Source organism: Rufibacter sp. JT20002, assembly GCF_056491185.1.
Window position 1 is genome coordinate 250,488 of sequence record NZ_JBSZJY010000003.1, and the last position, 17,853, is coordinate 268,340.

The 17,853-nt window shown below is 49.9% G+C and carries 20 protein-coding genes and 1 riboswitch; of the genes, 10 read left to right on the plus strand and 10 right to left on the minus strand.

What is annotated here, in order from left to right; translation table 11 throughout:
* Window positions 1–114: 114 nt before the first annotated feature.
* The 3 genes from ACW9SV_RS14875 to ACW9SV_RS14885 all read right to left on the minus strand — a co-directional run bounded on the left by ACW9SV_RS14875 (window position 115) and on the right by ACW9SV_RS14885 (window position 1,795).
* Entirely contained in the window at window positions 115–438 is a 324-nt protein-coding gene (locus tag ACW9SV_RS14875) for a hypothetical protein (protein WP_479557565.1), read from the minus strand.
* 1 nt (window position 439) lies between these two features.
* Window positions 440–1,069, minus strand: coding sequence for a thioredoxin family protein (locus ACW9SV_RS14880; protein WP_479557566.1), 630 nt, complete (start codon window positions 1,067–1,069; stop codon window positions 440–442).
* A 180-nt stretch (window positions 1,070–1,249) separates the two neighbouring features.
* Window positions 1,250–1,795 carry a hypothetical protein gene (locus ACW9SV_RS14885; RefSeq protein ID WP_479557567.1) on the minus strand — a complete coding sequence of 182 codons (546 nt, stop codon included), beginning with the start codon at window positions 1,793–1,795 and terminating at the stop codon, window positions 1,250–1,252.
* Window positions 1,796–2,030: 235 nt separating this feature from the next.
* Here ACW9SV_RS14885 and ACW9SV_RS14890 point away from each other — a divergent pair, with 235 nt between their 5' ends.
* Window positions 2,031–2,363, plus strand: coding sequence for a hypothetical protein (locus ACW9SV_RS14890; protein ID WP_479557568.1), 333 nt, complete (start codon window positions 2,031–2,033; stop codon window positions 2,361–2,363).
* 87 nt (window positions 2,364–2,450) lie between these two features.
* Here the strand turns inward: ACW9SV_RS14890 and ACW9SV_RS14895 are convergent, their stop codons facing one another.
* The 3 genes from ACW9SV_RS14895 to ACW9SV_RS14905 form a co-directional block, all read right to left on the minus strand.
* A complete protein-coding gene (locus ACW9SV_RS14895; RefSeq protein ID WP_479557569.1) occupies window positions 2,451–3,539 on the minus strand; it encodes a DUF5074 domain-containing protein in 1,089 nt (362 codons plus the stop codon).
* A 149-nt stretch (window positions 3,540–3,688) separates the two neighbouring features.
* The gene (locus ACW9SV_RS14900) at window positions 3,689–4,759 is read right to left on the minus strand and encodes a DUF5074 domain-containing protein (protein ID WP_479557570.1); all 1,071 of its coding nucleotides are present in this window, start codon (window positions 4,757–4,759) and stop codon (window positions 3,689–3,691) included.
* Window positions 4,760–4,782: 23 nt separating this feature from the next.
* Window positions 4,783–6,729: a TonB-dependent receptor gene (locus ACW9SV_RS14905; protein WP_479557571.1), complete on the minus strand. Its 1,947-nt coding sequence runs from the start codon at window positions 6,727–6,729 to the stop codon at window positions 4,783–4,785.
* A 104-nt stretch (window positions 6,730–6,833) separates the two neighbouring features.
* Window positions 6,834–7,034: riboswitch (cobalamin riboswitch) on the minus strand.
* A 358-nt stretch (window positions 7,035–7,392) separates the two neighbouring features.
* Here ACW9SV_RS14905 and ACW9SV_RS14910 point away from each other — a divergent pair.
* The 3 genes from ACW9SV_RS14910 to ACW9SV_RS14920 all read left to right on the plus strand — a co-directional run bounded on the left by ACW9SV_RS14910 (window position 7,393) and on the right by ACW9SV_RS14920 (window position 9,305).
* Entirely contained in the window at window positions 7,393–8,112 is a 720-nt protein-coding gene (locus ACW9SV_RS14910) for a DUF4919 domain-containing protein (protein ID WP_479557572.1), read from the plus strand.
* Window positions 8,113–8,211: 99 nt separating this feature from the next.
* The gene (locus ACW9SV_RS14915; RefSeq protein WP_479557573.1) at window positions 8,212–8,667 is read left to right on the plus strand and encodes a hypothetical protein; all 456 of its coding nucleotides are present in this window, start codon (window positions 8,212–8,214) and stop codon (window positions 8,665–8,667) included.
* An 11-nt stretch (window positions 8,668–8,678) separates the two neighbouring features.
* Complete coding sequence (locus ACW9SV_RS14920) at window positions 8,679–9,305, plus strand: DNA-3-methyladenine glycosylase (RefSeq protein WP_479557574.1); 627 nt, start codon at window positions 8,679–8,681, stop codon at window positions 9,303–9,305.
* Between the two features lie 62 nt (window positions 9,306–9,367).
* Here ACW9SV_RS14920 and ACW9SV_RS14925 read toward each other — a convergent pair whose 3' ends face one another.
* Entirely contained in the window at window positions 9,368–9,634 is a 267-nt protein-coding gene (locus ACW9SV_RS14925; RefSeq protein WP_479557575.1) for a hypothetical protein, read from the minus strand.
* Between the two features lie 138 nt (window positions 9,635–9,772).
* Complete coding sequence (locus ACW9SV_RS14930) at window positions 9,773–10,957, minus strand: THUMP-like domain-containing protein (protein WP_479557576.1); 1,185 nt, start codon at window positions 10,955–10,957, stop codon at window positions 9,773–9,775.
* 165 nt (window positions 10,958–11,122) lie between these two features.
* On the opposite strand from ACW9SV_RS14930, the gene ahcY reads away from it, so the two are divergent.
* Window positions 11,123–12,430, plus strand: coding sequence for an adenosylhomocysteinase (gene ahcY, locus ACW9SV_RS14935; RefSeq protein WP_479557577.1), 1,308 nt, complete (start codon window positions 11,123–11,125; stop codon window positions 12,428–12,430).
* Window positions 12,431–12,524: 94 nt separating this feature from the next.
* Here the strand turns inward: ahcY and ACW9SV_RS14940 are convergent, their stop codons facing one another.
* Window positions 12,525–14,060: a glycosyltransferase family 2 protein gene (locus ACW9SV_RS14940; protein WP_479557578.1), complete on the minus strand. Its 1,536-nt coding sequence runs from the start codon at window positions 14,058–14,060 to the stop codon at window positions 12,525–12,527.
* Window positions 14,061–14,224: 164 nt separating this feature from the next.
* Between ACW9SV_RS14940 and ACW9SV_RS14945 the strand changes: the two genes are divergently transcribed.
* The 5 genes from ACW9SV_RS14945 (at window position 14,225) to ACW9SV_RS14965 (ending at window position 17,178) form a co-directional block, all read left to right on the plus strand.
* Window positions 14,225–14,821, plus strand: coding sequence for a sigma-70 family RNA polymerase sigma factor (locus tag ACW9SV_RS14945; protein ID WP_062543958.1), 597 nt, complete (start codon window positions 14,225–14,227; stop codon window positions 14,819–14,821).
* 29 nt (window positions 14,822–14,850) lie between these two features.
* Window positions 14,851–15,126: a hypothetical protein gene (locus ACW9SV_RS14950; protein ID WP_479557579.1), complete on the plus strand. Its 276-nt coding sequence runs from the start codon at window positions 14,851–14,853 to the stop codon at window positions 15,124–15,126.
* 21 nt (window positions 15,127–15,147) lie between these two features.
* Window positions 15,148–15,735, plus strand: a complete 588-nt coding sequence (gene gmk, locus ACW9SV_RS14955; protein WP_479557580.1) for a guanylate kinase — start codon at window positions 15,148–15,150, stop codon at window positions 15,733–15,735.
* 2 nt (window positions 15,736–15,737) lie between these two features.
* Entirely contained in the window at window positions 15,738–16,316 is a 579-nt protein-coding gene (gene nadD, locus ACW9SV_RS14960) for a nicotinate (nicotinamide) nucleotide adenylyltransferase (RefSeq protein WP_479557581.1), read from the plus strand.
* 445 nt (window positions 16,317–16,761) lie between these two features.
* Entirely contained in the window at window positions 16,762–17,178 is a 417-nt protein-coding gene (locus ACW9SV_RS14965) for a hypothetical protein (RefSeq protein ID WP_479557582.1), read from the plus strand.
* 90 nt (window positions 17,179–17,268) lie between these two features.
* On the opposite strand, the gene frr is transcribed toward ACW9SV_RS14965, so the two are convergent.
* A complete protein-coding gene (gene frr / locus ACW9SV_RS14970) occupies window positions 17,269–17,832 on the minus strand; it encodes a ribosome recycling factor (protein ID WP_479557583.1) in 564 nt (187 codons plus the stop codon).
* Window positions 17,833–17,853 lie beyond the last annotated feature (21 nt).

Sequence of the window (17,853 nt, forward strand, 5' to 3'; positions counted from 1 at the left end):
GTAATTTGGGCACCTACATGTAAAGATGCTCTTGTTTTACTTGTAACAAAGTAAACGCAAAAAGAGTGGCATTGCCAACACATCCAACTCAAGCCTTACGGCGTAGGGCTCATTTTAGTCTTCGGCCTGGTTGGTCTTGGGCAGGTTCCGTTTAGCGGCAACGGCTTGCCTAGGGGGCGCAGATTTGCCTGTTTTGGCCCTCTTTCCGGATAAGCGCATGAAAACCCAGTTCACGCCGGGCACAATGACAAAGGCGGTACCGGCTACCAAGATAAAAATCCCTATGAAAGCGTTGAAAAGCCGGGGCAGGAAGTCACTTGTGAGCCCAAAGGCGTATAGCAGCAGCGCCATGGCCAGCAGCATACTGATAAGCGCAACAATTAACAGGTCGCGGCGCCAATCACGTTGAAAAGGGTGCCTTTTTACTACTTTGGCCATGTTACGCGAGCGAGGTTCTGATCCATTGGGGAAGCAACTCTTGCAGCTCGGCTTGGAGCGCCTGACCGTTATCGGCTTCTGAGTAGCCCAAAGCTTGCTTAATGAATTCAAGCATGGGCAGTTCCTGCTTCTTCAGGTTCAGGACGTACTCTTGTAGCACTTGTGGCCTGGGACCCCACGAGCCTAGGGGCTTGAGCGTCTCGGCGTCTAGGACAATGAGCTTGGGAATACTCTTGCCCCCGTTGGTCAGGTAAGCATCCATGACTTCGGGCTGCTCTGTGCGCAGGATGGTCCTGAACGCAACGTCGGGCGATTGGCTTGCCAAGGAAGCCAAAACCGGAACGTGCACAGCCGCGTCGCCGCACCAACCCTCGGTGAGCACCAGCCACAACTGTGGACGAGGCAAGTGCTGCACCAGTTGCACCAGTTCTGGCAGCAGAGGCGTGTGGTAAGTGCGCTCCATAATGGCTAGGTTGTCTTTAGTCAGCTTGGCCAGAAAGCTGGATTGCTCCAGACCCGTGGTTTTCTCTTGCGCTACTGCCGCACGCACCAGCTCTATATATCCCTCATAGGAGAGACTTTGCGCCACTACCTCCGGCGTGATGACATTCTCATTCTGTTGTGCTTCCATCAGCAAGTGTGTTTAAAGTCTGCGGATACAGACGGTTCCGCTAAGATACGGCAAAGCAGGTTTCTTGCCCAAACGTACCCGGTGCGGCGGCTAAAACAAAAGACCCGGGCGTTTTCCCGGGTCTTTTGCTGAAATCAGGTTAAAACGTCTGCTTTCATTGGGTTGGTTACGTTAAAAGGATTACTCTTTCTCGTTGCCCAAGCCTTCTTTGTCTTTGTGCCCTTTCAGGGTGCTGGCGTTGGGCTGGTTGTTCATGAACTCTTTGTCTGAAGAGTCTGAACCACGGGTGTCTGACGGATTGGAATTTGAGCCTTGCGGGCTGTGTTGCTCTGGGTCAAACTTGCCTTTCTTGGCACCGCCGCCGTGCCCTTCTCTGGAAGGTACGTTCTCGCCACGAGTGTTATCGGCACCGCCGGCTACCGGACCATCCTGGAAGTTAGGATCATTGGTGCCCTGGTCGCGGTTGTGGTTGTGCTCGTTGTTAGGCTGGCCACTCACGCCCGCACCGGTGCTCATGCCTCCCTGGTCATTGTTGCTGGATTTCTGGTTTCCGCTGCCGGGAGTGCCCGGGTTGGAGCGGGTCTCAGGAGAGCCTTCGTACGGCGGGTTATTGTTGTGGCGGTTGCTGTTGTTGAGCTGGTCATCCTGGCTGTTGATATCGCGCCAGCTTCTGTCTTGGTCTTGTCTATGCTGCTTTGGGCTATTCTCGCCTTTACCTTTGGTCATGGTGTTTTCTCCTTTAGTTGAGGTGAAACTTATACAAATGATTAGCCGGAGGCTTCCAGCGTTCTCTGTTGTACGGTGAGAGGGTTGATTAAGGTTAGCCAGAACTGGTCAGAAAGTAAATTACTGCCGGAGCGAGGAGCCGGGCTAACTCAAACCCGACGATGCCCGTACTATCCTGTGAGCGGGCAGGGTTATAGACCAGCGTCCGTGATTCCTAATCTATTGAACCAGAACTATGAAAAAGCTAATCATTCCCATACAACGCGTTTCTCTTTCTATTCTGTTAGGAGGCGCACTCCTTTTAGGCACCGCCGCCTGCAGCACCGGCACCAGTGAAGGTCAAGTAAACGTGGAAGAAAGTGACTTCAAAGACAAGGAACCCACTGAGAACAACCCTGAGGGATTGTCTGACCAAACCCAGGACCCTACCAACAATGTCAGCACAGATTCCTCTAACCAGGCCATTTACGAGCAGCAGGAAAACAAAGTGAGAGAACGCAACTCAGGCGTTAGCAACCAAGGCGTAGGTGGCGCGGCCGAAAGAACGCAAGACCGAGATAATAACTAAAGAACAGCCATAAAACAGAAACGCCTGCCTTTTGTAAAAGGCAGGCGTTTCTGTTTTATGGCTGTTTAGGAAAAAAGAGTTCTTAAACTATCTGAATTCAAACCCCGTGGGGATGCCCTGCACCTGGAAGGAATCTACGGCTGCACCGGTAGTCCGATACCGGATTACCCAGCTGGAGGCCTTGTCTGCAGAGGTTCTGGAAGCGTATAGGATTCCATCGGTGGGGTCTTGGGCCAAGACTTGGAACCTGCGTGGAATTAGCGGTGCTTTGGGCAAGGCCGTGGCTCCGGTCTCCATTACGTAAACCCCGTCATAAACAAAGTAAAGCCGGTTTTTAGTGATACTTAAGGCCAGGCCTTGGGGTTGGAAGGCAGTACTCGGAAACTCAAATATCGTGGGCGGAGTCTGTAGGTTAGTGGTAGTATAGCGTAATAACTGGCCTTTGGTGTTGTTGGCGGGAGAGGAGGGGGCTGCTTTTCCGCCGCAAAGGATCCAGAGAAAGCCACTCCCGTCTACCAACATGCTGTTGGGGTTGTCACCTACCGTTAGAGTTGCTTCAAGTTTGGCATTAGCGGTATTGATCACAAGAATCTTGTTGTTTTCGTTGGCCACATACAAGCGGGTTCCTACCAAGGCCATCAATCCGGGGTTCCAATTTGTTTTAAGCGTGTCCTCTACTTGGTAAAGAGTGTCAATTACCTGATAGGTGTTCAGATTCACGACCCTCACGCCTCTCACGACCTTTTTTAAGTCTAGAGACATGGCTTTGTCGGTGACAAAGCCTAACCGGTTATTTAGCGCGAGGAATCTTTGCGGCCCGTCAAGTCCCTGGATAGTCCCCGCAGAAGTAAACGTGTTGGAGTTAAGGACTTCTACTCTATTGTCACTGGTGACCAGATAGGTCTTGTTAAAAGCCGTGATCATGGATTTAACATGCCCGCTTAAGGAACGGCCATTTACTTTGTTGAACAGGTCTGGCTCTACGGTACTGGTGGCCCGGTCGTAAAAACTGACACTGCCTCCCGATCCTCCGGCGGGACTTTCATTGGAAATCAATACGCCGGCCTCGTACACCGGAAGTACCACTTTCTCTTCCTCTTTACAAGATGTGTTCAGAAAAATAACGGCCCCTAAAAGGCTACCCAGTACTGTTTTGGTGAGGGAAAGAAATTTCATGCTGCTAAGGTAGAAAATTAGCAGATGCCAGTCATCAACCTGAAAAATAGGATACCCCCAAATACTTTAAACACAAAGAAGCCTGCCTCAGAAGAGGCAGGCTTCTTTGTGTTTGTGGCAGGTTTTCTTAAAAACGTACCTAAAAGAGATTACCTGAACGAGAAACCGTTGGGCAGAACCCTTACCTGGAAAGAGTCAATAGGTGCACCTGTAGGTCTGAACAGGGTAACCATTCCGTTGGCATTATAAGGTCCAGCGCCCACGTAAATGGTATTGTCTTTAGGGTCTACGCCCAGCCCGTACAACCCTGACCGGGTGATCAAAGCTTGGGTAGAAAGTGCGGTGGCTGAGGTAGGCAAGGTGTACACAGAGTTCCCAAATCTGTAGTAAAGTTGGTTTCCGGCGCCGTTAATCACAAGACCTCTAGGCTGGTTGTTTTTGGAAGGAAACTCCAATGACGTTTGGTTGTTTGGAGTAGCAGGATTGAATTTCACCAAGTGCCCATTAGTAGTGCGGGTCAGGTCTACAGAATAGTCATCGTTGTAGAAAGTAAGACCGCACAAAGCCCAAATATTACCAGCCGCGTCGTGTACTAAGCTGTTAGGGCCATTTGGAACTGTAATGGTGGTTTCTACCTGGTCAGTGGCCGTGTTGATGACTGAGATGGTGTTTCCGCCGCTGTTGGCCACATACAGTTTGCCGTTGTGAAGCAAAAGCGCCTCGGGGTTCACTCCAACCGTGATGGTTTTAGAGACTTTGTTTGCTGATAGGTCCAGAACGGCTACTCTCCCTGCACCGCTGTACGTTACCCACTCGGTCACGTACCCTTTCTGGCTGTTGAGGGCGGCAAAGTAGCGCGGCATTTCCAAACCGTTAATAACCCCCACGGAGGCAAAGGTGCGTCCGTTTACAATCTCAATCTTTTGGCTGTTGTTAGCCACAATGTAAGCCCGGTCATTGGCGAAGGTCATGGATTGCACCACGTCTCCTAAGGGGCGGTTATTTACGGTCGTGAAAAGCTCCGGAATAACGGTGTTGTCATCGGGTGAAATAAAGCTTACCTCTCCGGTGGGCGTGCCAAAATTACCTTCGTTGGTCACAAAGGTTCCGTTCTCAAACGTAGGCGCGCCGTCATTATCGCTGTCGCAAGAAGAAGCGAATAAAGTGCTGCTTCCGAGGAGCACATACAGGAGGTACTTCTTAAACTGGGGTACTTTCATAGAGTTTGTGTGTTGAAATAGAATTAAGGTTGTGTTGATTTATGTTGAAGTTTTGCCCACGAAAAGGAGACCGCCACCCGGAAGTTTCTGGGTGGCATAGCCCGGTAGGCCATGGTCTGGTACACGGTATTGGTAAGGTTCTGCACCTGGGCCATGACCTGGGTTTCAAAGGAGTGCCAGTTGAAGGTTTTCCCTAGGCTAAGGTTCACCAGCGCGTAGGCGGGCAGCCAATTATTATTGTCATTGTCCATGAAACGGCGGCCGGTGAAAGCAGCGTCTGTAGAAAGCCACCAGCGTTGGAAGCGGGCCTCTGCCCAGCCGGCTATCTTGTGTTTGGGCACGTAGAACAATTGCCGGTCCTGTAAGCGGGCCTCTGCATCGGGCAGTTTCTGTTGGGAGATGGTGTACGCGTACGCCAAGCCCCCTGACAAAGACCAGAAATTATCTAGGGCATACTGCCACCTGCTATCTAGTTCGGCACCGTGGCCACGTACTCGTTGCAGGTTTACCGGTTCAGAGTAGCCTCCCATAGCAGATGGTTGCCACTGAATCCAATCTTTCACTTGAAGCGCGTACCCCGTAAGTTCTGTAGTACCGGTCAGTTGTCCGGTCTTGTACTGATGCACTAGGCCAGCTTCATAGCCCCAACCGCTCTCCGGTTTCAAGGCCGGATTTCCGCCGGGGCGCCAGAAACGATCATTCAAGGTGGGCACCCGGTAACTGCGCGAGACATTGGCTTTGGCGGAGAGGGTACTTCCTGCGCGTTCAGAAATTTTGTAAGTGGCTCCCAAGGTAGGTGTAACCGGCGGATTAAACCCTTGTATCCACGCTTGGCGCACATTCAGGCTAAGCTGTAACTCTGGGAAGGGATCATAGCGGAGCCATCCGTAAGCCGAGAATCTTTGCTCATCCACTTCCCCGCCATAACCACCCACATCGGCTTTGAATAACTGGCCCTCGGCCCCTAATTGCAGCAAAAGATGGGGAAGCAAGGTGCGCTCGTGCTCTACCTGGCTCTGGTACGTGTTCACGGAGGACAGGGAAAGGGTGCCATCGTCCTGATAATTCAGCACATCATTGAAGTAGGCTGCTCTAACGGTGGTGGTGCCTCCGGCCAGTTGGCCCTGCCACTCGGCCATGAGGCGCAGGTTTTCATCGTCTTGCTGGGCATGGGTGTTGGCGCTTCCCATAGAGGGTTGGATTTGCCGATGCGTCTTCACGTACCAGCCCCGCACGGAGAGCCGCTGCCCTTCGCCCAGGCGGTAATGGATTTCCTGCCCCAAGCTGGTTTGGTCAAAGGCCGCGTTCTGCTGGGTTTCCCACGGCGAGCCAAAGGCGGTAGTGTTCTCAAACCGGAAATCATTAGCCGCCGCGGAACGGGTGAAAGAGGAGGTGAGGGCAAGACGACCATTGGCGAATGAACCGCTGGCGGCTGTTCGTTGGTGCCCGAAGCTGCCTAATTCCTGTTGTACCCGTACCTGCTGCTGAGGGGCAAAGGAAACCGGATTTTCCAGAAGAACAGCTCCTCCCACAGCCCCGCTGCCATGTAAGGCACCACTTGGTCCGTGCTGAAGGCTCACCTGAGTATTAGTTGTGGGGGGTAACAACGCAAAGTCGGTCATGCCCAAAGTGGGCAAGGCAATATTAAAGCCGTTCCAGAGCACGGCCGTTTGGCTAGAGGAAGTTCCCCTGAACGCTACGGTTGCGGTCATGCCGTTGCCATAGCTTTTGAGGTAAAGCGGACTGCGCTGCTGAAGCACCTCAGAAAGGGTGATGCCGGGGCTCCGTTGCAGGAGCAGGGTGTCTGCGGATTGTATCCTGGAACCCGCCGCATAACGGGTGTAGCGTTGGGCCGCCACTGTCACGGGTGCCAACTGCACGGAGTCTTTCAGTTGGGCATACCCTTCCTTGCTCCCCAGAAACTCTGTGGCCACAGAAATCAGCGCAAACAATAAAAGACGACGTGCCATGTCCTCGGCTTAACAGCAGAGGAGACTACAAAGGGAGAAATAAACGTAAACGCCGGCCCAACGTAGGCCACCATCCTTGCTGCTTTTTTTCCCGAAAGCCTCCAGGTGAATGTTTGACGTTGGCAGGTCTCCTGGCTCTCTTCTTCTGTCCGGCCTTCCCATCTCGTAAACAGACAGTGGCGTGTGGAGGACAGAATGTGACTGAAGATAACAGTTGCGGGTACAGCTCAGGTTTTACACCTGATTCCCTTTTAAGACATCATCGGCAGAGGGCCGAGGCTGTCACCAATATCGGGGCAAAGGTACGCGAAGTTTGGTAAGCGTGCTATAGCGTCAGAGAAAATTTACCAGCACCGGGTTTTGGACTCATTTTCAGAAAGCAAGCCTCAAAACTCAAGACAGTTTTCTTTTTTGGAAATCATCCATCTTGCAATCCATGTAAGGCAATAAATCATGCTTCAACGTCTGGATTTAACTGGAGGTAAAAATTTTATGTGCATAGCATATTCGCTGTGTTTCAGCGTTCTTTTCTAAGAAACAGGCTTGAAATGTAAGAGCCGTTCAGATGGAGCCGCGCCGTTGGTGTAACTTTTTACAAAGCCTGTAGTTTTTAGCACTGTATTTGCCATGGGCTAATCGTCTTAATTTCTCCTTTATCACCACATGAAACAATTCATTTTTATTAGCCTGCTGTACCTGGGCCTCCTTATGCAAGGCAGTGCCCAGACTGTTTCCAAAGGAGGCAAAGCCCAGTCTGTATCCAAAGAGAGTAACTCCCTGACTCAGACTGTTTCTAAAATTGACTACAATGCCATCAAGTCGGCGGTGACTTCCTCTAAGTCGAAGATGTATTACCCTACCTTGCTGAAGCGCTACCACGCCAATGACCCTAACCTGACGGTAGATGAGTACAAGCATTTGTACTACGGCTGGACCCTGCAACCGGGCTACAATCCGTACAAGCCCAATGACCAGTCTGATGCCCTAAATGAAATGCTGCTGTATGAGCGTTTCCCAGAAATTATCACCACCGGCAAAAAGTTGCTGGCGACAGATCCCTTCAACCTGGATGTGATGTACCTTATGCACATGGCCTATGGCGAGTTGAATAAAAAGGTGGAAAGTCAGATGTGGCTCACCAAGTTTGAAGGTCTCATGGCCGCCATCAAAGCCAGCGGCAACGGCCGAAGCAAAGAAACCGCCGTGGTTTTGAATGCCCCTCGTGACGAGTATATGTTCCTGACGGTGGTAGGGCTTCGGCAAAAAGGCCGTCCGCAACTGTTGGATAATAAATACGATATGGTAACCCTGCAGACGCCCAATAAACTGAACCTAACCGAAGTCTACTTCAACATTCAGAAAGCGGTTGAGAAAAAGCGTTAATCACATATAGATAAACATGACAGGGGTAGCCACCAGATCTTTTGACTTGGCTGCCCCTGTTCTTTTTGCGTTCTTGCCGATCCTCTTAAAACCTTTCTTATGAAAAGATTTCTTTCTGCATCCTTGGTAGCGGCGGCGTTTCTTGCTTCATGTCAGGCAAACAATGATCAGGCAGCAGGGGCGGCCTCCAATGAAGAGAACAAAGAGCCTACCGTGTCTCTCTGTGAATTCTCCAGCACCGATTCCGCCACTGCCGTTTCCTGGTTACAAGGCAAATGGGAGTTGCGCGGCATCCAGACCAATTACATGGGCGCGCAGGAAGATGAGTTTCTGACCGGAGAGCAGTTAGGGGAATCTAAAACGCTTACCTTTTTTGAGAACGGCGAGTACGAGGAGTACGTGAACGGCAAACTGCAGGGCGAACGGAAAGCATTTAAGCTGGTAGGGCAGAGCTTGCCCCCAGTAGGCTACCAGTTCTGGTTCTGCGGCGAAAACACCTTGGTGATTAACAATGTCATTGCCGATGGAGCCACCGAGGTTTTTATTCGCCAGTAATCTTCCCGCCCATGCCCGTTCAGCAGAAACTTACCCAAGACTTCTTCACCTGCCCAGACTCGGTTACCATTGCCCGCGATCTGATTGGCAAACACTTTTACACCTGCTTTGACGGCGTGCTTACCGGCGGAATGGTGGTGGAAACAGAGGCATATTCTGGCCTGAACGATGCCGCCTGCCATGCCCACCTGGGCCGCCGCACCAAACGCACCCAAATCATGTACCAGCAAGGAGGAGTCGCGTATGTGTACCTCATCTACGGCATTCATGCCTTGTTCAACATTGTGACCAATACAGAAGGCACCGCTGATGCCGTGCTCATCAGGGGCCTTGAACCCACTGAGGGATTAGAAGAAATGCAACTCCGCCGGGGCTTGACCAAAATAGAGCCCCGCCTTACGGCAGGTCCCGGGTTGGTCACCCAAGCTTTGGGCATCTCTACCCAGCATAACGGCACAAATGTTACCGGGAATGAAATCTGGTTTGAGGACCGTGGCGTTCATGTACCCGAAAACCAATTGGTGGCAGGCCCAAGGGTGGGAGTTGCCTATGCCGGGGAAGATGCTCTTTTGCCTTGGCGGTTCTCGTTGAAAGGCAACCGTTGGGTAAGCAAAGCCAACCCAAAGTATACGGTCTAAAAAAGCCCCACGGAGATCTTGTTTTAGTGGGGCTTTCTATTTGCTATAAAGTTCAGTGAAGGTTAGGCATTTCGCCCGCCGCGCTCTTCATCAGTAATGGGGCGATCTAATTCGCTACCACGTTGGTCTGGCTTCTGAGGTACTTTTCTGGCCATTGATTCACCCATGGCAGTTCCACTGTTTTGCTCATGACTTCCTCCACCGGTTCCGCCAGATGACTGGTTAGAAACTTCTGTGGCCGGCGTGCCGCCTTTCTTTCCATCCTCAAATGATTTCTCAGGATTGCTACCGAACCCTCCTGAAGGTACATTATTCTTTTCCTCTGCCATGGCTTTCATCAATAAAGTAAAACATAAAGGCCCTCTACAGGCGCCCACCTCTCCTTCGTACGAGACTGTGAAAGAGGAGTTAAGGTGAATTGCTCTATTATGTCAAAGTCTTAAGCTTTGCAAGGATTTTTGGTTGTATCACACTTTCCGGCAGAGCAGTAGAATGGGTTTGTTGTGAAGGTCAGTGGTGGCAAATAGGTAATCTTCTCCGCCTTCCTTTAGTTTGATTTTCTCCCGAAGTTGCGCCACCGTGAGTGGATAATTCCGGACGGTGATGTTGGCTTTCTTTTGGGGTAGAAGTTGGTGCAGTTCTTTCGCGTTAGCCTTCGGTTGAGCGGTAATTTCGAAAATACGGCCCGGAAATGACTCTTGTAGCTCGACGGAGGTATACAGGTGACTGTTACGGTGCAGTTTGTGTACTTTGTACCGCTCAGAAAGCCATTTGTAAGCTCCGGCTTTCAGTAAGGCCGTATTGGGTTCATACAAGTACCGTTGTGGCTCAGAGAAGGAGACTTGTGCGTTTTCCTCAGCGTCCTTGGTAAACGTGAGTGGCTCCTCTTGGTGCTCTGGCTTTAGGTTAACTGCCGTGAGGAGGGGGGCACCTGCCGCATCGGGTTTAAGTAAGTACAGCACCTCCTTGCACTCGTTTTGCACAGCGATGACCCACACGTGGGCTACATGGGTCAGTTGCTGAAGCGCTAGGTCTATGTCCAGCATGGGAGCCGTCTTGAGCAGGACAGCCTTACTTTTTTGCAGGAGCGCCGGAAGCAGGCTTAAAACATCGGGTTCGCAGTCTTGTAGCAAATGCACCCGCTCCTGGCTTTGGCCCCGGCGGGCGGGGTCCAAGAAGAATACATCCACCGGATGTTCCATTGCGGTCAGGAACGTCTCGGCCTCCGTAGCTTCCACGGTAATGTTCTTCACCTCTAGTTGGGTGAAATTGAAAGCGACAATGCCGGCCAATTCTGGTTGCTGCTCTACATACGTCACATGCCTGAACTGCCGCGCAAAATGATAGGCGTCTACCCCAAATCCGCCCGTTAAATCTACCAGCGTTTCCCCGGCTATCAAGTTCGCTTTAAAGGCCGCCGTGAGCTCAGAGGAACTCTGCTCCACTGACAGATTCGCCGGGAAGAGTAAGTCCAGGTTGGCAGCCCAGGTAGGAACCTTGCTTCTCGCCTTCTGCCTTGCTCGTATCTGCTGCGCCAGTTTGGGTACGTCTACCTGGGGCCACTTTTTGGCCTGTAAGACCAATTGGGCCGGATCAGCGGAGAAGTGTTCTTCTAGAAAGGAACGTTCTTGAGGGGTAAGCGGTAAAGGCATCGGAAAAGTTTGAAATTGAGAGGTATAGAAGCCGTAGCAGCGTAGGTTATTTCTGTTTTAAAGCAGGCTTACGGGAAACCGCTCAAAATGCTTGTGACTCACTTGGTTGAGGATGATAAACTTATTGCCTACCTTTGTGTTTCTTCTGTAAAAATTTAAACTACAATGGTAGAAACGTATTTGCCTTACAAAGTAAAAGATATTTCCCTGGCAGAGTGGGGAAGAAAAGAAATTAAACTGGCTGAAGCTGAGATGCCTGGTTTAATGGCCATCCGTGAGGAGTACGGCGCAAGCCAGCCATTGGCTGGTGCCCGCATTGCCGGTTGCTTACACATGACCATCCAGACCGCCGTGTTGATTGAGACATTGGTGGCTTTGGGTGCCGAGGTGACTTGGTCTTCCTGCAATATCTTCTCAACCCAGGACCACGCCGCTGCCGCCATCGCTGCTGCCGGTATCCCGGTGTATGCCTGGAAAGGGATGAACGCTGAGGAGTTTGACTGGTGCATTGAGCAGACGCTTTTCTTTGGCGAAGACCGTAAGCCATTGAACATGATCTTAGACGATGGTGGTGACCTGACCAACATGGTGTTTGACAAATACCCAGAGCTGGCTGCCGGCATCAAAGGGTTGTCTGAAGAAACCACCACTGGTGTGCACCGTCTGTATGAGCGTATGAAGAACGGCACTCTGTTGATACCCGCTATCAACGTGAACGACTCGGTAACCAAATCTAAATTCGATAACAAATACGGCTGTAAAGAATCATTGGTAGACTCTATCAGAAGAGCTACTGACGTAATGATGGCTGGTAAAGTAGCCGTGGTTGCTGGTTACGGTGACGTAGGAAAAGGTTCTGCCGCTTCGTTGCGTGGTGCCGGTGCCCGCGTGATTGTAACTGAGATTGACCCAATCTGCGCGTTGCAAGCTGCTATGGATGGTTTCGCCGTTCGGAGAATGGAGAATGCCATTCCTGAGGCTGACATCGTGGTAACTGCTACTGGTAACTTCAACATCATCCGCAGTGAGCACTTTCTGGCTATGAAAGACAAAGCTATTGTGTGTAACATTGGTCACTTTGACAATGAGATTGACATGGCTTGGTTGAACGAGAACTACGGTCACACCAAAGACACCGTTAAACCACAAGTGGATCTTTACACCTTAGAAGGCAAAGACATCATCATCTTGGCCGAAGGACGTCTGGTAAACTTGGGTTGTGCCACTGGTCACCCGTCTTTCGTGATGTCTAACTCCTTCTCAAACCAAACCTTGGCTCAGATCGAGCTTTGGACGAACGCTGAGGCTTACGAGAACAAAGTGTACACGCTGCCTAAGCACTTGGATGAGAAAGTTGCCCGTCTGCACTTGGCTAAGATTGGCGTTGAACTGGAAGAACTGTCTCCTGAGCAAGCTGCCTACATTGGCGTTGAGGTTCAAGGTCCGTTCAAACCAGAGTACTACCGTTACTAAGCATCCGCTTTCTGGTTCTTTTCCGGAAAACTGCATAAAAACGCCCGGCTTCTGCAAAGAGGTCGGGCGTTTTGTTTGTAATCCAAATTGGGGTTTACTGATTCAAATATTTGCTGATGCCATTCTCACACCAGTTGGCTTTCATTTCAATGGCATCGGCTAGAATTTTGTCATTTTCTGGAAGCGAGGTCCGGGCGTTCTCTGGGTGGTACAGGTGATAACCAACACCGCCAAAAGGTAAGTTGCGTCGCTCTATTCCGGCATTCAGCATTCTAATGGCAAACTCACTGTCTTCGCGTCCCCAGCCTTGTATGTTCTCGTTAAAGCCGTTTATTCGCAGCACATCGGCGCGCCAAAAAGCCATGTTGCAGCCTCTGATGGCTTTGATGTCTTGCCGTTTCCTGGAGCCGAGCTTTGCCAGCGTTTCTGAGGAAACAGCGTTAAAACGGTTGATGATGCCTGAGGAGAAAGGAGTGATGTGCCAATCTTTGCTTTTCAGAATCTGATTAGTGAGCTCAGGCTGTAGTAGCACCCGCTTACCTTGGATGAAAGTGTTGGCCCGTGCAATGCGTTTGTGGCTTTTCACGAAGTCGGGGTGCAGCACCATGTCACCGTCAATAGAAAGAATGTATTCCCCAGTAGCCATCGCCATGGCCTTGTTCCGGATGGCGGCCAGCCGGAAGCCCGTATCTTCGTGCCAGCAGTGGCGCAGCGGTACCGGAAAAGTCTGCTGAAAACGCTCTATGACTGCTTTGGTCTCTTCGCGGGAGCCATCATCGGCAATGATTACTTCATCGGGCAATTCCTTTTGCTGCGCCACGCTTTTTAGCACCACTTCTAGCGCCTCGGGCCAATTGTAGGTAGAGATGATGAGGCTGGTAGTCATGGAGCGGTTCGCCTCGTGCAATTTCATATACTTGTAGAAGGCACCGTTGGCGTTACAAGCCGAGATCAGGAATCCTTCAAAGCCGTACAGGAAACCTCTTTTCAAAAAGTAGTTGCGAATAAACGTCCAGCTAGCTTTGTAAGAGGCCTTAAAGGCCGATGATTTCTTCTTAAACCGGTTCTCCTGGGCAAAGAGCGTGGTGTACTGGTTTAGTTTCTGCAGCAGCTCAGCGGTGTTTTTGAACGAGTAATGGTTTAAGATGCCTGGCAAGGTTTCAAGGGTAAGCCCTTCTGTCTTGATGCCTTCGTGTACCTCCCGGTCGGTGAAACAAGTGAATTTGCGGTTAAAAAGCCGCAGTACATAATCATTTTCCCAACCACAAGCGTTAATTAGACGTTTCCCATAGAAGTTGTGGCGCAAGAACCGGTAAGCCTTGGCGTTCTCTAACGGATGGTTTAAGATGTTTTGGGTTAGTTCTGGGGTGAGCACCTCGTCACTGTCTATAGACAAGACCCAGTCATAAGAGGCGTAAAAAGCAGCCAGGTTCTTTAAGGGACCAAACCCAATGAAAGGCGAATGGAAGACCTTCACGTTGGAGTACTGGGAGGCAATGGCCACGGTGGCATCGGTGGAGCCGTTGTCCAGTAAGATCACCTCCGGGAAGGCCGCCAGTGCCTTCAGGCATTGCGGGAGCAGCTCCTGGCTGTTCTTGGCAAGTATGGTAACAGAGATAGGTTGAGGCATGGAGCGCTGAAACAAAAAGGAGGGAGACAATGCCTGAAAAGGTACCTTCCGGCAGAGGAATGTAAACATCTGCCCGAATATTCGTATGTACCTATGTATATTTAATTTCTATATTTGCGTATAGGTATTTTTATCCCAAGTGTAAAAGTACAAAATCAAGACCAATGAGCGAACAGAGAGCGAATTCAATGACTAAAGAGGAGAAAGACGCCCGGTTTGAGGCGGAGTTGATGCCGGTTATTTCGCCTCTCTACAACTTCGCGTACCGTCTAACCCTGGACGAAGATGACGCCAACGACCTGGTACAGGAGACTTACCTGAAGGCCTATCGCTTCTTCGATTATTTTGAACCCGGAACTAATGCAAAAGCGTGGCTGTTCCGCATCCTGAAGAACTCGTTCATCAACGACTTCCGGAAAAAGAGCAAGCAGCCCGCCAAAGTAGACTACTCTGAGGTGGAAGGCTACTACAATTCCGAGGATGTGGACGCGGAGGGTGACAGTTCTGGCGGTACTACTGACCTGCGCATGGAAAGTGTGCAGGACTTGATAGGCGATGAGGTGGCAGGTGCCTTGAACTCATTGCCGGTAGACTTCAGAACCGTTATTATCTTATGCGACTTAGAAGGGTTTACCTATGAGGAGATGGCCAAGATCCTGGACATTCCTATTGGTACGGTACGAAGCCGTTTGCACCGGGCACGGCACTTCCTGAAGGAGAAGTTGGAGAAATACGCAAAGTCAATGGGTTATAATGGATAACAGAAATTAAAATGATGGGGACTACTACAATGACAGAAGAATTGATGGGGGCAAATGCCTCTGATGAGAGCCATGAATCGGATTGTGAGAAGGTACAGGGCGTGTTTGAAAAGTGGCTTGAAGGCGTAGCCACTAGTGAAGATGAAGCTTTTCTGGCAGAACGGGCAGATGAATGTTCTCCCTGTTTTGAAAGCGTTGACAAACAACGTTTATTTGTGCAGTTCCTTAACGCAACACTTCGCCGGCCAGGAACACCCGCTACGTTAGCAGACACCATCAAATCAAGAATCCACCAAACCGCTTAGTTTTAAGCCTCCAAATCCCGGATGCAAGGTAAAATCATTATTTTTTCGGCCCCTTCCGGAGCCGGTAAAACCACAATTGTCCGTCATTTAGTAAACGTTCTCCCAGAACTAAGTTTTTCTATCTCAGCCTGTACCCGCGACCGCCGGGGCCGCAGTGAAGTCAACGGCAAAGATTATTATTTTATTACTCCAGAAGAGTTCCGCGAGAAAATCGGGAATGATGAATTTGTGGAGTGGGAAGAAGTTTACGAAGGGGCTTTTTATGGTACCCTTAAATCTGAGATTGAGCGCATCTGGTCCGAAGGCAAACACGCCATCTTGGACGTGGATGTCAAAGGAGGTCTTAGCGTCAAGAACTTTTACAAAGACCGTGCACTGGCCATTTTCGTGAAACCTCCTTCCATTGAAGAGCTTTCTAAACGCTTGGTGGCCCGTAATACCGATTCAGCCTCCAGCATCTCCAGCCGAGTGTTCAAAGCCAAGTTTGAGTTGAGCTTTGAGGACCAGTTTGATGAAGTCATTGTAAACGAGAACCTGGAAGAGGCTTTCGCCAAAGCTGAAAAACTGGTGCGCGACTTCATTTATACCCAAGCAGAAGACATTTTGTAACCATGCGGGTAGGATTGCTGTTTGGGTCTTTCAACCCCATTCACATTGGGCACCTGATCCTGGCTAATTACATGGCCACCAATACCACCTTAGACACTGTCTGGTTGGTAGTGAGCCCGCAAAATCCGTTCAAGCCCAGCAGTAGCCTATTACACGAGTTTGACCGTCTGCACATGGTGCGTTTGGCTATAGCTGATAACGCTGATTTGGGTGTCACTGACATCGAGTTCCGGATGCCCAAGCCCAGTTACACCATTGACACCCTTACCTATCTGAAGGAAAAGTACCCACGTTACCAGTTCGTGCTCATCATGGGGGAAGACAATTTGGCAACCCTCCCTAAGTGGAAAAACTACGAGCAGATTTTGGAGCACTATGAGGTATTAGTATACCCCAGATCTGGTAGCGGCAAAGTGCCAGATGCGTTGAAAGAACACGCTAAAATCACGGTAGTCCCGGCTCCACTGCTGGATATCTCCGCAACTTTTATCAGGCAGTGTTTGAGAGAAGGTAAGTCTACCCGCTATTTGCTTCCCGAGCCTGTCGCAGAGTACGTGCAAGCCAAGAAGTTATACCTGTAGAAAACCAATTTTCGGATGTCCTAATTTTTGATTCTGCTCTTTAGGGGAGCATTTAGTAGTTACAAAACAGAACCGGGCTTTGGGCTTACTTTAAGAAAAGTAAGCCCAAAGCCCGGTTCTGTTTTGAGGGTGGTCCTCATTTTTCTCTTACTCAAGAGAAATTTTTTTCTCCTTATTCATCAATCTTCTTTTAAAGCATTAAAGAGTGTGGCCAGATAATTGGCACCTCTTTGTTCTTGAAAAATGGCTCTGCATAAGGTCTAATTACAGGGTGTGGAAAAATGTAGAAAACCTTTCAGGTATATCTTCGTTAACAAGAAGTTGCACTTTTATGTGTATTTAAATAATCCACTTTTTTACTGCATTTAAGCTTGGTTAGGTCAGCTATGGGATGTAATTTGCTCATCCTTCCAGACAGACAACAACAGAGGGATTTTCTGAGACAATGAATAATACCATCATATATCAAGACTCCTGTATATCCATTTCCTATCACCAAGAATCGCAGCATATCCACGCCGACTGGACGGGTTTTCAGACAAAGCAGTCGGTGCAGGATGGGTGCGAACGGATTCTGGAATCTATGGGGCAGTTTGAGTGCTACAAGATTTTAAATGATAATACCCATGTGCAGGGAATCTGGTCCAGCGCAGCTGAGTGGGTGGGTTCTGACTGGTTCCCCCGGATGCGGCAGGCTGGTATGACTTCCTTTGCCTGGGTATATTCTCCTAGCATGTTCAGTCGCCTGTCTACAGACAAGTCGTTGCGCTTCACCTATGACACCACCGGCATTGAAGTGTTTGACAGCGTGGAAGAAGCCATAGAATGGTTGACTACCACCCCAGGTAAGATCTTAAGTTAAGAGATAGAAAAGAGAAGGCCCCGTACTCACCAGTACGGGGCCTTCTCTTTTAAGCAGTTTTAAAGAAATTAGTCTTAAAGCGCAGTTTGCTTAGATGGTCATGATTTCAGCTTCCTTCTTAGACAAGAGCTCATCTAATTTCACAATGTAGGCATCAGTCAATTTCTGTACTTTGCCTTCAGCATCCTTCACTGCATCTTCAGAAGTACCTTCTTTCTGAAGCTTTCTCAAAGAGTCGTTCACGTCTTTCCGGATGTTACGAACTCTGATTTTGCCACTTTCGGTCTCGTTTTTGGCTTGTTTCACCAAATCACGACGACGCTCCTCCGTTAAGGCCGGAATGTTCAGACGGATGCCATCAGCCTCGGTCAAAGGGTTCAGGCCGAGGTCACTGTTTTTAATGGCTTTGCCAATCTCAGCCACCATGTTTTTCTCCCAAGGCTTGATCATCAGCGTACGGGCATCTGGGGTCATGATGTTGGCTACTTGGGAAATAGGGGTAGGCGTGCCGTAGTAATCTACGCGCAGGTCTTCTACCATAGCAGGAGAGGCTTTGCCTGCTCTGATTTTAGTTAATTCTACACTAGTGTGCTGCACCGATTTCTGCATCGATTCCTCGGCTTCGCTCAAATAAAAGTTAATTTCTTCGGTCATTGGGTTTTCTAATTAAGAAAG